The sequence below is a fragment of the Haloarcula pellucida genome, assembly GCF_014647235.1.
GTDB classification, from domain to species: domain Archaea; phylum Halobacteriota; class Halobacteria; order Halobacteriales; family Haloarculaceae; genus Haloarcula; species Haloarcula pellucida.
This window is the reverse complement of the sequence record NZ_BMOU01000002.1, coordinates 625,448-637,228: the sequence shown is the minus strand read 5'-3', so window position 1 is coordinate 637,228 and position 11,781 is coordinate 625,448. Positions and strand designations below refer to the sequence as shown.

At 67.4% G+C, this 11,781-nt stretch carries 16 protein-coding genes; 12 read left to right on the top strand and 4 right to left on the bottom strand.

Translation table 11 applies throughout. The features are described from left to right. Nucleotides 1–827, bottom strand: an 827-nt coding sequence (locus IEY28_RS09930; RefSeq protein ID WP_188996862.1) for a twin-arginine translocation signal domain-containing protein, incomplete at its 3' end; no start/stop codon positions are given. Between the two features lie 163 nt (nucleotides 828–990). Between IEY28_RS09930 and IEY28_RS09925 the strand changes: the two genes are divergently transcribed. Beyond that, nucleotides 991–1,602, top strand: coding sequence for a translation initiation factor IF-2 subunit beta (locus tag IEY28_RS09925; RefSeq protein ID WP_188996845.1), 612 nt, complete (start codon nucleotides 991–993; stop codon nucleotides 1,600–1,602). 61 nt (nucleotides 1,603–1,663) lie between these two features. Beyond that, on the top strand, nucleotides 1,664–2,077 hold the full coding sequence (locus IEY28_RS09920; protein ID WP_188996843.1) for a hypothetical protein: 414 nt from the start codon (nucleotides 1,664–1,666) through the stop codon (nucleotides 2,075–2,077). Between the two features lie 7 nt (nucleotides 2,078–2,084). Here the strand turns inward: IEY28_RS09920 and cysK are convergent, their stop codons facing one another. Together cysK and IEY28_RS09910 are read right to left on the bottom strand one after the other, a co-directional pair. Then, nucleotides 2,085–3,023, bottom strand: a complete 939-nt coding sequence (gene cysK, locus IEY28_RS09915) for a cysteine synthase A (protein WP_188996841.1) — start codon at nucleotides 3,021–3,023, stop codon at nucleotides 2,085–2,087. 62 nt (nucleotides 3,024–3,085) lie between these two features. Next, on the bottom strand, nucleotides 3,086–3,838 hold the full coding sequence (locus tag IEY28_RS09910) for an SOS response-associated peptidase (protein ID WP_188996839.1): 753 nt from the start codon (nucleotides 3,836–3,838) through the stop codon (nucleotides 3,086–3,088). An 81-nt stretch (nucleotides 3,839–3,919) separates the two neighbouring features. Between IEY28_RS09910 and IEY28_RS09905 the strand changes: the two genes are divergently transcribed. The 8 genes from IEY28_RS09905 (at nucleotide 3,920) to IEY28_RS09870 (ending at nucleotide 9,584) form a co-directional block, all read left to right on the top strand. Further along, on the top strand, nucleotides 3,920–4,804 hold the full coding sequence (locus IEY28_RS09905; protein WP_188996836.1) for an aldo/keto reductase: 885 nt from the start codon (nucleotides 3,920–3,922) through the stop codon (nucleotides 4,802–4,804). 3 nt (nucleotides 4,805–4,807) lie between these two features. Beyond that, complete coding sequence (locus IEY28_RS09900) at nucleotides 4,808–5,560, top strand: class I SAM-dependent methyltransferase (protein ID WP_229783099.1); 753 nt, start codon at nucleotides 4,808–4,810, stop codon at nucleotides 5,558–5,560. Between the two features lie 65 nt (nucleotides 5,561–5,625). Next, nucleotides 5,626–6,012 carry a hypothetical protein gene (locus IEY28_RS09895; RefSeq protein WP_188996834.1) on the top strand — a complete coding sequence of 129 codons (387 nt, stop codon included), beginning with the start codon at nucleotides 5,626–5,628 and terminating at the stop codon, nucleotides 6,010–6,012. 51 nt (nucleotides 6,013–6,063) lie between these two features. Further along, complete coding sequence (locus IEY28_RS09890) at nucleotides 6,064–6,435, top strand: cyclophilin-like fold protein (protein ID WP_188996832.1); 372 nt, start codon at nucleotides 6,064–6,066, stop codon at nucleotides 6,433–6,435. Nucleotides 6,436–6,437: 2 nt separating this feature from the next. Further along, nucleotides 6,438–6,827: a gamma-glutamylcyclotransferase family protein gene (locus IEY28_RS09885; protein ID WP_188996830.1), complete on the top strand. Its 390-nt coding sequence runs from the start codon at nucleotides 6,438–6,440 to the stop codon at nucleotides 6,825–6,827. 45 nt (nucleotides 6,828–6,872) lie between these two features. After that, nucleotides 6,873–8,153, top strand: a complete 1,281-nt coding sequence (locus IEY28_RS09880) for an ornithine cyclodeaminase family domain (RefSeq protein ID WP_188996828.1) — start codon at nucleotides 6,873–6,875, stop codon at nucleotides 8,151–8,153. 118 nt (nucleotides 8,154–8,271) lie between these two features. Next, nucleotides 8,272–8,685, top strand: coding sequence for a hypothetical protein (locus tag IEY28_RS09875; protein WP_188996826.1), 414 nt, complete (start codon nucleotides 8,272–8,274; stop codon nucleotides 8,683–8,685). Further along, entirely contained in the window at nucleotides 8,682–9,584 is a 903-nt protein-coding gene (locus tag IEY28_RS09870) for a hypothetical protein (RefSeq protein WP_188996824.1), read from the top strand. The genes IEY28_RS09875 and IEY28_RS09870 overlap by 4 nt, the downstream gene beginning before the upstream one ends. A 42-nt stretch (nucleotides 9,585–9,626) precedes the next feature. Here IEY28_RS09870 and IEY28_RS09865 read toward each other — a convergent pair whose 3' ends face one another. After that, the gene (locus tag IEY28_RS09865; protein ID WP_166971939.1) at nucleotides 9,627–9,899 is read right to left on the bottom strand and encodes a DUF7553 family protein; all 273 of its coding nucleotides are present in this window, start codon (nucleotides 9,897–9,899) and stop codon (nucleotides 9,627–9,629) included. 105 nt (nucleotides 9,900–10,004) lie between these two features. On the opposite strand from IEY28_RS09865, the gene IEY28_RS09860 reads away from it, so the two are divergent. Continuing rightward, nucleotides 10,005–11,393 carry a phosphoribosylglycinamide synthetase C domain-containing protein gene (locus IEY28_RS09860; protein WP_188996822.1) on the top strand — a complete coding sequence of 463 codons (1,389 nt, stop codon included), beginning with the start codon at nucleotides 10,005–10,007 and terminating at the stop codon, nucleotides 11,391–11,393. Between the two features lie 57 nt (nucleotides 11,394–11,450). After that, entirely contained in the window at nucleotides 11,451–11,696 is a 246-nt protein-coding gene (locus IEY28_RS09855) for a DUF7127 family protein (RefSeq protein WP_166971941.1), read from the top strand. The last annotated feature ends 85 nt before the right edge of the window (nucleotides 11,697–11,781 follow it).

The window sequence follows — 11,781 nt, the reverse complement described above, 5'->3', positions numbered from 1 at the left end:
TCGTGGTCGTCGTCATCGTCGTGGTCGTCGTCATCGTCGTGGTCGTCGTCATCGTCGTGGTCGTCGTCATCGTCGTGGTCGTCGTCATCGTCGTGGTCGTCGTCATCGTCGTGGTCGTCGTCATCGTGGTGATCGTCGTCACAGACCCCACGGCGTAGGCGCAGATGCTTCTCACGGTCCAGTTCGTACCGGTCGGGGTCGTCGATGTCGCCAGAGAGGATTTCCCACCGGTCGAGACGGCCGTCGTAGAACTCGCCGAAGAGGTCGGCGTCCTCGTTGAACCGCGGCCTGATGAGCAGCGAGAGGTCGCTGACGTCGAGGCCACGGAGGGCACCGCCGTCGGTTCGCTCGGCGGCCCACGTCCAGTCGACTGTCGTCTCCGTGTCGTCGATGTCCCACCGGTCGTAGTTCGAAGAACCGTCGTAGAAGTCGTCTTTCACCACCCACCTCGCGTCCGCCGGGACGTTCTCGAAAGTGAACGAGACCGACCCGCCGGGAGAGTCGTCGTCGAGTTTGTCGTGGACGATGACGAGACTCAGACCGTCCGGCCCGTCGTAGAGAAACAGGATGCTGGTGTCCTCTCGCTGGAGGTCTTTCGTCCCCGTGGAACTGTAGAAAAAGTCCTCCTGCCCCCAGCGGTAGAGGTCGCGGACAGACTTATCGCCCGAGAGCGGGTCGACGCGGATACATCGGTCGCCCTGTTCGACGACGAAGCCGTCGTCGTGTGCGCTGACCCCCCCAACAGCGACGGCGAGGCCACCGGCGGCGGTCGCCGTCGTCGCGAGAAACTGTCGGCGGTTCAATGATTCTGACGAATCACTCGTCATAGCGGAGTCAACCGGAGAGTAGGAATTTGTTATAGTGAGCATATCTCGGCGGCGATTCGTGAACCCGAGCTTACCCGCCGCCTACGAGGTGCTGTGGGCCGTCGTCGGGAACTGACAGCGGCTATCACGGAACCCATTTACGTCAGAACACGCTCTAGCAGGTATGAACTACGAGGCCGCACTCCAGCGAGCGTACGACGTACTCCCAGACCAACCCAGAGAGGCCGGTGAGCGACTCTCCATCCCGGACCCCGAGGGACAGACAGACGGAGCGTTCACGCGGCTGACGAACCTCGGCGCCATCGCCGACGCGCTCTCGCGAGACGCCCAGCACCTCCACAGCAGTATCCAGCGCGAACTCGGGACCAACGGGCAGTTCGACGGCGGCGAGGCCCGCTACAACGGGTCCTTCGACGTCGCTGACTTCCAGGCCGCAATCGACGCCTACGTCGCCGAATACGTCACGTGTTCGGAGTGTGGCCTGCCCGACACCGTCCTCAAGACCGAGGACGGCGTCGACATGCTCCGCTGTCAGGCCTGTGGTGCGTTCCGCCCCGTCTCGAAGAGTGCGAGCAAGACCACCCAACAGCAGACGCCGACGCTCGAAGAGGGCGAGACCTACGAGGTCAAGATCACCGGAACTGGCCGCGAGGGCGACGGCGTCGCCGAGAAGGGCAAGTACACAATCTTCGTCTCCGGCGCTCGCGAGGGGCAGGTCGTCAACGCCTACATCGAGAGCATCAGCGGCACCCTCGCCTTCGGGCGCGTCCAGTAAGCAGTTCTGCGGGCAGTTCTCGCTACCCAACGTATTTGTTTCAGACGCTCCGACGCGGACTATGGTCGATGACAGCGGCGAAGCGAAACTGTACGTCCTCGCCGCACTCGCTCTCTCGCTCGGCGTGGTCCACGTCGTCTCCGGCACAGTCACCGTCCTCGCAGCGATCAGCGTCGGAGTACTCGTTCTGGGCGGCTGTCAGGCCGCGCTGGGACTATTCCTCGTTCCCGCCGGCGTCGGCATCGCACTCCGGAGACCGTGGGGCCGCTGGGTCGGCGTCGTCGCGTTCGGCGGCATCGCCGTCGTCCAGCTCCTGCCGTTTCTTTCGGGCACGACGCTCGCGATACCCGTCGCGGGCGTCTTGCTCTCGACCGGCTGCTCGCTATACCTCCTGCTGGCCGGTGAGGCGTTCCAGCGCGACGACGACGGACGGGTCCTGACCGAGGACACGGACCCACACGAGTTCCGCCGGTAAGTCTGACTTACTCGCCACCGTCCCAGAGGTCCGTCGAGAGGTACCGTTCTCCCGTGTCGGGCAGGACGACGACGACCGTCTCGTCGGGGTTGTCGTGTGCGTACTCGGTGGCCGCGTGAAGCGCCGCACCAGCGGAGATACCGACCATGAGACCGTCCTCGCGTGCGAGACGGCGGGCCGCCTCCATTGCCTCGTCCTCGCTGGCGACGCGCACCTCGTCCAGCAGTTCGGTCCGGAGGATGTCGGGGACGAACCCGGGGCCGATGCCCTGAATCCCGTGGCTGTCCGGGTCGTCGCTCGACAGCAGTTGAGAGGCTTCGGGTTCGACGGCGACGGAAGTCACGTCCGCGCCTTCCACCTCTGCGGTGTACTCAGAGATGCCGGTGATAGTGCCGCCGGTCCCCACGCCGGCGACGACGGCGTCCACGTCGCCGTCCGTGTCCCGCCAGATTTCGGGACCGGTGGTCTCTCTGTGAGCGCGGGGGTTGGCCTCGTTCTCGAACTGGCTGGCTCGAACCGCGTCGTCGGCCGCGGCGAGTTCGTCCGCCCGGTCGATGGCCCCGCTCATGCCGTCGTCGGCCGACGTCAGTTCCAACTCGGCGCCCAGTCCCGACAGGAGGCGACGACGCTCCTCGCTCATCGACTCCGGCATCGTCAGCACGCAGTCGTAGCCGCGGGCCGCGGCCACCGCCGCCAGTCCGATGCCGGTGTTGCCGCTGGTCGCCTCGACGACGGTGCCGCCCTCCGGCAGTTCACCGGATTCGGCGGCCGCCTCGATCATGTAGGCGGCGATGCGGTCCTTGACCGAGTACGGGTTGGCCGCCTCGTACTTCCCCAGCAGATTCGGCGCGAACGAATCCAGACGGACCAGCGGCGTGTTCCCGACGAGGTCCGTTACGTCCGATGCGACTGCGCGTGTCTCCGGTGGCTCCGCGACTGGTTGCATATCGCGGGCTTCACGATTGGTCGGGGTAAGCCCCCCACCAGAAAACTGTGGGTGTCGAAGTCCTACGCGTCGACTTCCTCAATTAGCTCCGGGCGGTCGTTACTGGGGCTGTTGACCGCCGTCGAGACGGGATACGTGTGCATCGGGCCGTCGTAGGGGTCGAGAAGGTCCACAGCGGTCGCTGTATCGGCAGTGAGCCACGTCTCTTCCTCTCCGGGCGAGAGAATCACGGCCATGCGGTGGTGGAGGTCACGGACGGCGTCGTTCGGTTCGGTCGTGACGATGGTAAACGTCTCCACCACGTCGTCCTCGCCGCCGTCGTCGCCGCCCCCGCCGAACTCACCGAGGCCGGTCTGTCGCTGTGGCGGTTCCCACCGCTCGTAGAGACCGGCCATCGCGAAGATGTCGTCGTCGGGCAGGGCGACGCGATAGGGCTGTTTGCCCCCGCCACCGCTGTCTCGCGGCGTCGCCGCTCGATCGTTCGCGGAGCGGTGCTCCGCGCGATCCACCCACTCGTAGAAGCCGTCGGCCGGCACCAGACAGCGGCGAGACTCGTACGCGTCCGCGAAGGACCGCTTCTGGCCGAGCGTCTCGGCGCGGGCGTTGATGTAGCCGTGGTCCGCGCGGGCGTCGGCCCACGAGGGAATCAGTCCCCACTCCATCCGCTGGATGGTGTCGGGGTCGTCGTTCGTGACGACCGGCAAGGACTGACTCGGCGCGGCGTTGTAGCGGGGTTCGAACTCGAAGTCGAAGGCGGCGTCGAACCGCGCTTCGAGGTCCGCTGGCGGCGCGAACAGGCTGTAGCGGCCACACATACCACAGAAAAGGGCGGCGGCGGGCAAAAGTCTCACCGTGTCGCCACCAACAGTTTTGCGCGTCCGCTCCGACGTACGGATATGGAGACCCGCCCACTCGGCGCGACCGGACAGGAGAGCACCGTGGCGACGTTCGGCGCGATCGCCCTGAACTGGCTGGAACAGGAGGGTGCGAACCAGATGGTCGAACACGTCCTGGACCACGGCGTCAACCACTTCGACGTCGCACCGACCTACGGCGACGCCGAACTGAAACTCGGGCCGAAACTCCGGCAACACCGCGAGGACATCTTCCTCGGCTGTAAGACCCAAGAACGGGGCTACGACGGCGCGGCCCACAAACTGGAGCGGTCGCTCGACCGCCTCGGCGTCGACACCATCGACCTCTATCAGATTCACGGACTGGAGTACGAGTCGGAACTGGACGAGATTACGGGCGACGACGGCGCGCTCGCGGCCATCCGCGAGGCGAAAGCCGAGGGGAAGGTAGACCACCTCGGACTGACGAGTCACGGGAACCCCGACCTGATCCTCGACGCCATCGACCGCATCGACGACCTGGAGACGCTGATGTTCCCGCTTAACCCCGTCGTCGCCGGGAAGGACGACGACGAATACGACTACGAAGCCGTACTGGAGCGCGCGAGCGAGGAGAACATCGGGACGCTGGGTATCAAGGCGTTCGCGAAGGGGTCGTGGCCGCCCACCTCGGAACTCCCCGAGGAGGACCGCCCGTACGCGAATTGGTACGAACCGGTCGACACGCCGGAGGAGATCCGCGACCGGTTCGACTTCGCCGCCTCGCAGGGCCTGAGTACCGTCGTGACGCCGGGCGACCCGAAACTCGTCTCGATGGTACTCGACGCCGCAAGCCGGTACGACGGAATGGACGAAGCGACACAGCGCGCTCTCATCGAGCAGTCCCGCCACGACGACAGTCCGGTGCCAGAACAACTCCACCACTGACCCGTGGCCGAAGAGACGCCATCGCAGACCGTGCCCGAGACGGTCAAGGCCGCCATAGCTGACCGGCCCGTCGAGGGGCGGGTCTGTCTGGAAGCGGGCGCTGGCGTCGGGAACACGACTGCTGGACTACTGGCGGCCGGCGCGGCGCGTGTCTATGCCGTCACCGACGACCCGGCCCACGCCGCGGCGGTGCGGGACCGCTGTGGCGACGCCACGGACCGCCTCGTCGTCGTCGAGGGCGACCTCCGGCAGACGCCGCTTCGCCCGGACTCGGTGGACCTCGTCACCGCCCACGGCCTCTGTAACCTCCTCGACCCGGCGGCGCTGGCGGCCGTCGCGGCGGAGTTCTCGCGGGTCGCGGCCGCCGGGTGTCACCTCGTCGTCGACGACTACGAACCGCTCCCGGAGAGCGCCGCCGTCCGTGACCTCTTCGCCGTCGAGAACGCCGCCACCGAACTGGCCACTGGCCGCTCGGCGCTGACCTTCTACCCGGCGTCCTTGCTCAGGCGCGTCTTCGCCGGTCACGGCTGGACGTTCGACAGGGAGCGGACGCTGCTGGACCCGGTGCCGTGGACCGCGAGCCACCTGTCTGCACACGCGGGCGTCGTGACGGACGCGATCGCAGGCCTCCCGCCGGAACTGGGCGACCCGCTGGAACGGCGGGCCGAGCGTCTGGTCGAGGCCATCGGCGAGGAGTTCGCCGGGACGATGTACAGCGTCGCGATGACGCGTCCGGACGGCGACGAGACTCGCTGAGAGGCCCCCGTGTCATCTGCCCGCGAGTTTAAACGGGATGACGCCCTACCGTGGCACGAAGGCACATGACGACCGACCCCTCGTTCTCGATTCCGCGGCGCCCCCGACGGCGGTTTCCCCACGGGAGCGGGGTCGAGTACGAGGGCGGCACGGAGTTCGAACTGCGCCCGGACGCGGACCTGTCGACGTCTGACCTCGCCGGCGTCGTAGCCGACATCCTCGCCGACGGCCCCTACCGCTACGGCGACTTCCACGACCTGCCGATGCCGCTGTGGCTGGTCCGGGACGAGGGCACCGCCGACGTGTTCCGCGTGGCGGTGCGCGACGGCACCGTCCGACTCCACGTCCTCCCGACGACGGAGCCACCGGGGTTGCGACGGTTCTACGAGCGACTCTGTGCGCGGGACTCGGACCGGTCGTGGCGCGTCGAACGGTTCGTCGACGAGGGCTGAATCGGGACGCTCGCCAGTGCAGTTTTGGTCCTGCCGGTCCCACCTGCGGGCATGAGCGACCTCCGAGTACAGGTCGGTGAGGCGGCACTCACCGCGACCTGGACCGACGCGAACCACGCGACGCGGGACGCGCTGGCCGACGCACTGCCGCTCTCTGGCGACGGAACGCGGTGGGGAGACGAACTGTACTTCTCGGTGGCCGTCGACGTGCCGCCGGAAGACGCCCGGACCGAGGTTCCCGTCGGCGCCGTCGCCTACTGGCCACAGGGGAACGCGCTGTGCCTGTTCTGGGGGCCGACGCCGGCCAGTCGGAACGGCGAGCCACGGGCCGCCTCGCCCGTGAACGTCGTCGCCGAGATAGACGACGTGCGCCCGCTCTCGAATATCTCTGGCGGGGCGTCGGTCCGAATCGAGCGGGCGTAACGGTGGACGTGTTCGTCTACGGGACGCTGACCGACCACGCGACGGCGACAGCGGTACTCGATACGTACGAGTACCGCGGGGCCGCGGAACTCGTCGGCCTCCACCGACTCGACGGGCGCTACCCGACCCTGTCGCCCGGCGGGAAGACGGCGGGGCGGATACTCCGGACGCCCGACATCGAGGCGTTAGACGAGTACGAGGGCGTCGACCGGGGGCTATACGTCCGCATCGCCGTACCGCTCGCGTCGGCGGACGAGTCGGTCGAATGTTACGTCGGTGACCCCGACGCACTCGGCGCGCCGATCGAGTGGCCCGGCGAGGGCGACTTCGAACGACGAGTCCGGGCCTACTGTACCGAGGCGGGCGTCGTGGTTCGCCGGCCTCCCGAGTAGCGCACACCCAAAACCGTCTTACCCGACTGTCGCCATTTCCCGTGCATGTCTGTCTCTCGCGAAGTGGTGCTCGAGGGCCACATCATCGACTCGGGGATGATGGAGTCGTGTTTCAGCACCATCATGGACCTCGGTGGCTCGTTCACCGTCGAAGCGTTCGATATCGGTCGGCGCAAGGACGAGGAGTCCTACGCACGGATGCTGGTCGAAGCGGAGGACGAGTCGACGCTCCAGTCGATACTCCACGAACTCCACCAGCACGGCGCGAACCCCGCCGACCCGAAGGACGCGAAACTCAAGCCAGCCCCCGCCGACCAAGTCGTCCCGAAGGGGTTCTACTCGACGACGAACCACCCGACGTACATCCGCTACGACGACGAGTGGCTCGAAGTCGAACACATGGAGATGGACTGTGCGGTGGTCGTGGAAGATGGCGCGGAGCAACGCTCCGCGGACCGTTCGAGCGGGCAGGGCCCGCGAGACGACGGCGCGGAGCCGCGAGCCTACACGAAGGTCCTCAACGCCGTCGAAGAGGGCGACCGCATCGTCACCGGCGAGACTGGTATCAGAGTCGACCCGCCGTCGCGGCCCCGGGACTCCGGCGGCGCCTTCGGGTTCATGCAGGGCGGCGTCTCCGCCGAACGACCGTCCGAATCGACCATCCAGAAGATAGCCGGCGCCATCGAGGAGACGAAGCGAGACGGCGGGACGGTGCTGGCGGTCTGTGGCCCGGCGCTCATCCACTCTGGTGCCCGAGAAGACATGGCCCGCCTCGTCCGCGAGGGGTACGTCGACATGCTCTCGGCCGGCAACGGCTTCGCCGTCCACGACATCGAGCGTGACCTCTACGGCACGTCGCTGGGCGTCGACACCGAAACCCTAGACCACGCCCGCCACGGCCACAAACACCACATCTACGCCATCAGCGAGGTCATCCGCGAGGGCGGCATCGAGGCGGCCGTCGAGTCGGGCACCATCGAGTCCGGCGTGATGTACGAGTGCATCGAGAACGACCGCCCGTTCGTGCTGGCGGGGTCCATCCGCGACGACGGCCCCCTGCCCGACACCATCACCGACGCCGTCGAAGCCCAGAACGCCATCCGCGAACAGGCCCACGAGGCCGACATGGTGTTGATGCTCTCGACGCTCCTGCACTCCGTCGCCGTGGGCAACTGCCTCCCGTCGACGACGCGTGTCGTCTGTGTCGACATCAACCCCTCGACGGTCACGCAACTGCTTGACCGCGGGAGCGCACAGGCGGTGGGGATGGTCACCGACATCGGCACGTTCGTCCCGACGTTGGCAGAGCAGTTAGACGGGGAATAGCGAGGGTCTGATCGAAGCGACGACCCTCGAAGCGACGCCGTGACCGCAGCGCAGTACCGAGGGACCATTTCGCCCCGTCCGGAGCAAGACTTATTTCAACGTACTTGAAACTGAAGGCGTGTTCCGTCGTTCGTTCCTGACGGCCGCGTCGGCCACCCTCGCCGGCTGTGGGCTCACGCCGTCGCCGCCTTCCACCGAGTCGTATCCCGAATCGCCCCCCAACGTCCTCCTCTCGTTCGAGTGGGTCGCCGAGGCGGCCGCCGTAGACGTCACGTTCGTCCGCGGGAACCACGTGACCGCGGCGAACACCGCCGAACTGCTCGTCCGCTCCGCCGAAAGCGACCGCACGACGGTCTGGGTCAGTCGCGAACACGACGCCGCGAGCGAGTATCCGTTGACACCCGGCGCGACCCTGCGCCACTCGCTGGGCGAACCGTCCGGCGTCAGGGTCGTCTGGGCCGCGCCGAACGGGAGGAAGCGGTCGGTCCTCGCGGCCGCTGACCGACCGACGCCGACGGAGAGAGAGGGATGAACCGACGGCAGTTCCTCGCCGCGAGCGGCGGAGCAGTGGCTTCCCTCGGCGGATACCTCGGTCTCCGAGTGGCCGACATCCGACCGTACGACCCCGATCCGCCGTCCGGCGAGACGCCGCGGGAGCGTATCGTCGCGGCGGCACGCCACCGCTACGCCGCCGACCACCGCGCCCTGACGCGGGTTCGGATTACCGAGGACTCGGCCGGTGCGTCGGGCTACGACGCGGCGTGGTACCGCGAGAGCCACCAGCACTCTCGGCGTCGGCACACGCACGTGTTCACGACGCGCCAGCGACCGCTGGGCCGGGTTCCGACGCCGTTCTACGGCCTGCTGGGTGTCTTTCACTGGGGCGTGGTCGACATCGACGACCTCCCACACACCTCTATCGTCCACTTCACCGACGGGTCGGTCCTCGCTAGCTGGGACGCCCCTACGCCGACGACGCCGACTGACCGTCCGAACCTGGCGAGTGACGCCATCCGCGGCGCGGTTCGAGGGGCGGAATCGGGCATGGGTGGCGAGTGGATTCGGCCCCATCGGACGTCGTGGACGGCCGGCGACGGCGACCGGACGTTCGTCGTCACGGACCGTGACGGCTACGCACAGGTCGTCACGCTTCCGTTCGGGGCTGGCAACCTCGCACCCGACTGTCGGGTCGAAGTGACGCTCGACGACGCGGGCCGTCTCGCCCGAATCGTCGACGACCGAGTGCTCGTCCTCCGGCCGTCGGGAGACGACCCGGAACGAGTCGCCGACGGCCCCCGGACCGTCGGCTACCGCATCGTCACCGAGTTCGACGAGTACGGCGCCGCGACGGCACCGCGACCGAGGGGCGAGGCCGAGACGACGGTCCGCGCGCGGCTTTCGAGTCTCCTCACCGACGTTCGACAGTACTAGCGGATGGAAAATTTGGTCGTCGGGAGCGCGACGCAGGTCGTCTCAGACCCCTTCGAGCCCGGAGCGATACTCGTTGATGGCGTCGTCGGCTTCGTCGATGGTGTCGGCGACGTCCTCGCCGTCGCCCGAGGAGACGTCGTTCAGCGCCGACTGGATGCGAGCGAGACGGCCGTGGTCGGGACCCTGGTCCGCCGTCGAGAGACGGTCGAGTTGGTCGGCGAGGTCGCCGAGTCGCTCGCTGGCGTCGTCGCTGGCGGTGTCGTCGGCGGCCGATTCGAGTAGGTCGCTTGCTGTCGCGAGTTCCTCTCGTGTCATAGTCGAACGTTCTCCCAACGGGGATAAAACGGTTCCCTTGGTGCAGAATGTTGCACCTGTCGCTGACGGGCGAACGTTTAGGCCGTAGGCGCGTCCACGTCGTGTATGTCGAACGTCCTCTTTTGCTCGCTGGACGCCCCGCTCATCGCCGACATCGCGTGGCGCGTCGAGCGAGAGGGCCACGACGTGCGGTACTTCATCAGCGACCACCACCCGGCCGAACGGGAGATCGGCGACGGGTTCGTCACCAAGAGCGAGGACTGGCGGGCCGATCTGGAGTGGGCCGATGTCGTCGTCTTCGACGACATCTGGGACGGCAGCGACCTAGGTACCGGCAAGATTGCCGAGGAACTGCGCGCCGATGGCCACGCCGTCGTCGGCGGCACCGAACTCACCGACCGACTGGAGGACGACCGGGGGTTCGCGATGGAGACGCTGGAAGCGTGTGGCGTCGCGACGCTCCCGCACCGCGAGTTCGAGCGCTTCGAGGCCGGTATCGAGTTCGTCCGCGAGAACCCCGCGCCGTACGTCGTGAAACCGCTCGGCGAGGTCCAGAACGTCAAGCGCCTGCTGTACGTCGGCCGCGAGGACGACGGGTCGGACGTGGTCTCGGTGCTGGAGGCCTACGAGAAGGCGTGGGGCCACCGGATGAAGGGGTTCCAGTTACAGCGACGCGTCGAGGGCGTCGAGGTCGCCATCTGTGGCTTCTGCAACGGCGACGGCTTCGTCGAACCGATAAACGTCAACTTCGAGCACAAGAAACTGTTCCCGTCGAATATCGGCCCGTCGACGGGCGAGATGGGGACGAGCATGTTCTGGACCGACCGCTGTCCCCTGTTCGAGCAGACCCTCGGCAAACTGGAACCGCTGCTCGCCGAGGAGGGGTACGTCGGGAGCATGGACGTCAACTGTATCGTCGACGCCGACGGGGTGTATCCGCTGGAGTTTACGCCTCGCTTCGGGTATCCCGCTATCTACATCCAAGAAGAGGGGATGGAGACGCCCATCGGCGAGTTCTTCGTGGCCATCGCGAACGGCCGGGACCCCGACTTGCAGGTCCACTCCGGGTATCAGGTCGGCGTCCGTGTGTGCATGCCCCCGTTCCCCTACGACGACGAGAAGCTATTCGACGAGACCACTCGGAACGCGCCCGTCGCGCTGGACGACGACTCGGTGCGCGAGACGTACCACATCGAGGACGTCAAGCGGGTGCCGGTGGGCGAGAGCGATGCGACAGACGACACAGAGGACGTGACGGGTGCCGTCTACCCCGACGGCCAGTGGCGCGTGGCCGGAACCTCGGGCATCGTCCTCGTCGCCACCGGCACAGGCGAGACGATGCGTGAGGCACAGGAACGGGCGTACGACCGGGCGCGCAACGTCCTCATGCCGAACTGCTTCTACCGGACGGACATCGGCGACCGCTGGCACACCGACGCCAGCGACAGACCCGGCGGCGACGGTGACCGCTTGCAGGCGTGGGGCTACCTCTGATTCGGCACGCGCCGAACGGCCCCCTATGTGGCTGTGGCACCTACCCACACTCGTCCGATGGACGCGACACACGACGCCGACGAGTTAGACGTCTCGCGGTCAGAACACGACGACGGCTGGACCGTCGCCGTCGACCTCCACCCCGTCGACGACGACGCGGTGACCGTCGAACTGCTCGGCGACACCGCCGTCGTCGCCGTCGACACGGCACTCTATCACACGGAGTACGACGTCTCGCTGCCGGCCGCCGACGGAACGGCGTCGCTCAACAACGGCGTCCTCGTCGTCTCCGGGGACGCCTGATTCGGGCGCCGGCCCGCAGTCCGAACCGCCCCCACAGCGCTGTCGCCGTGGCGTGACTCCACAAGAGATTTCAGCGCGATAGCGG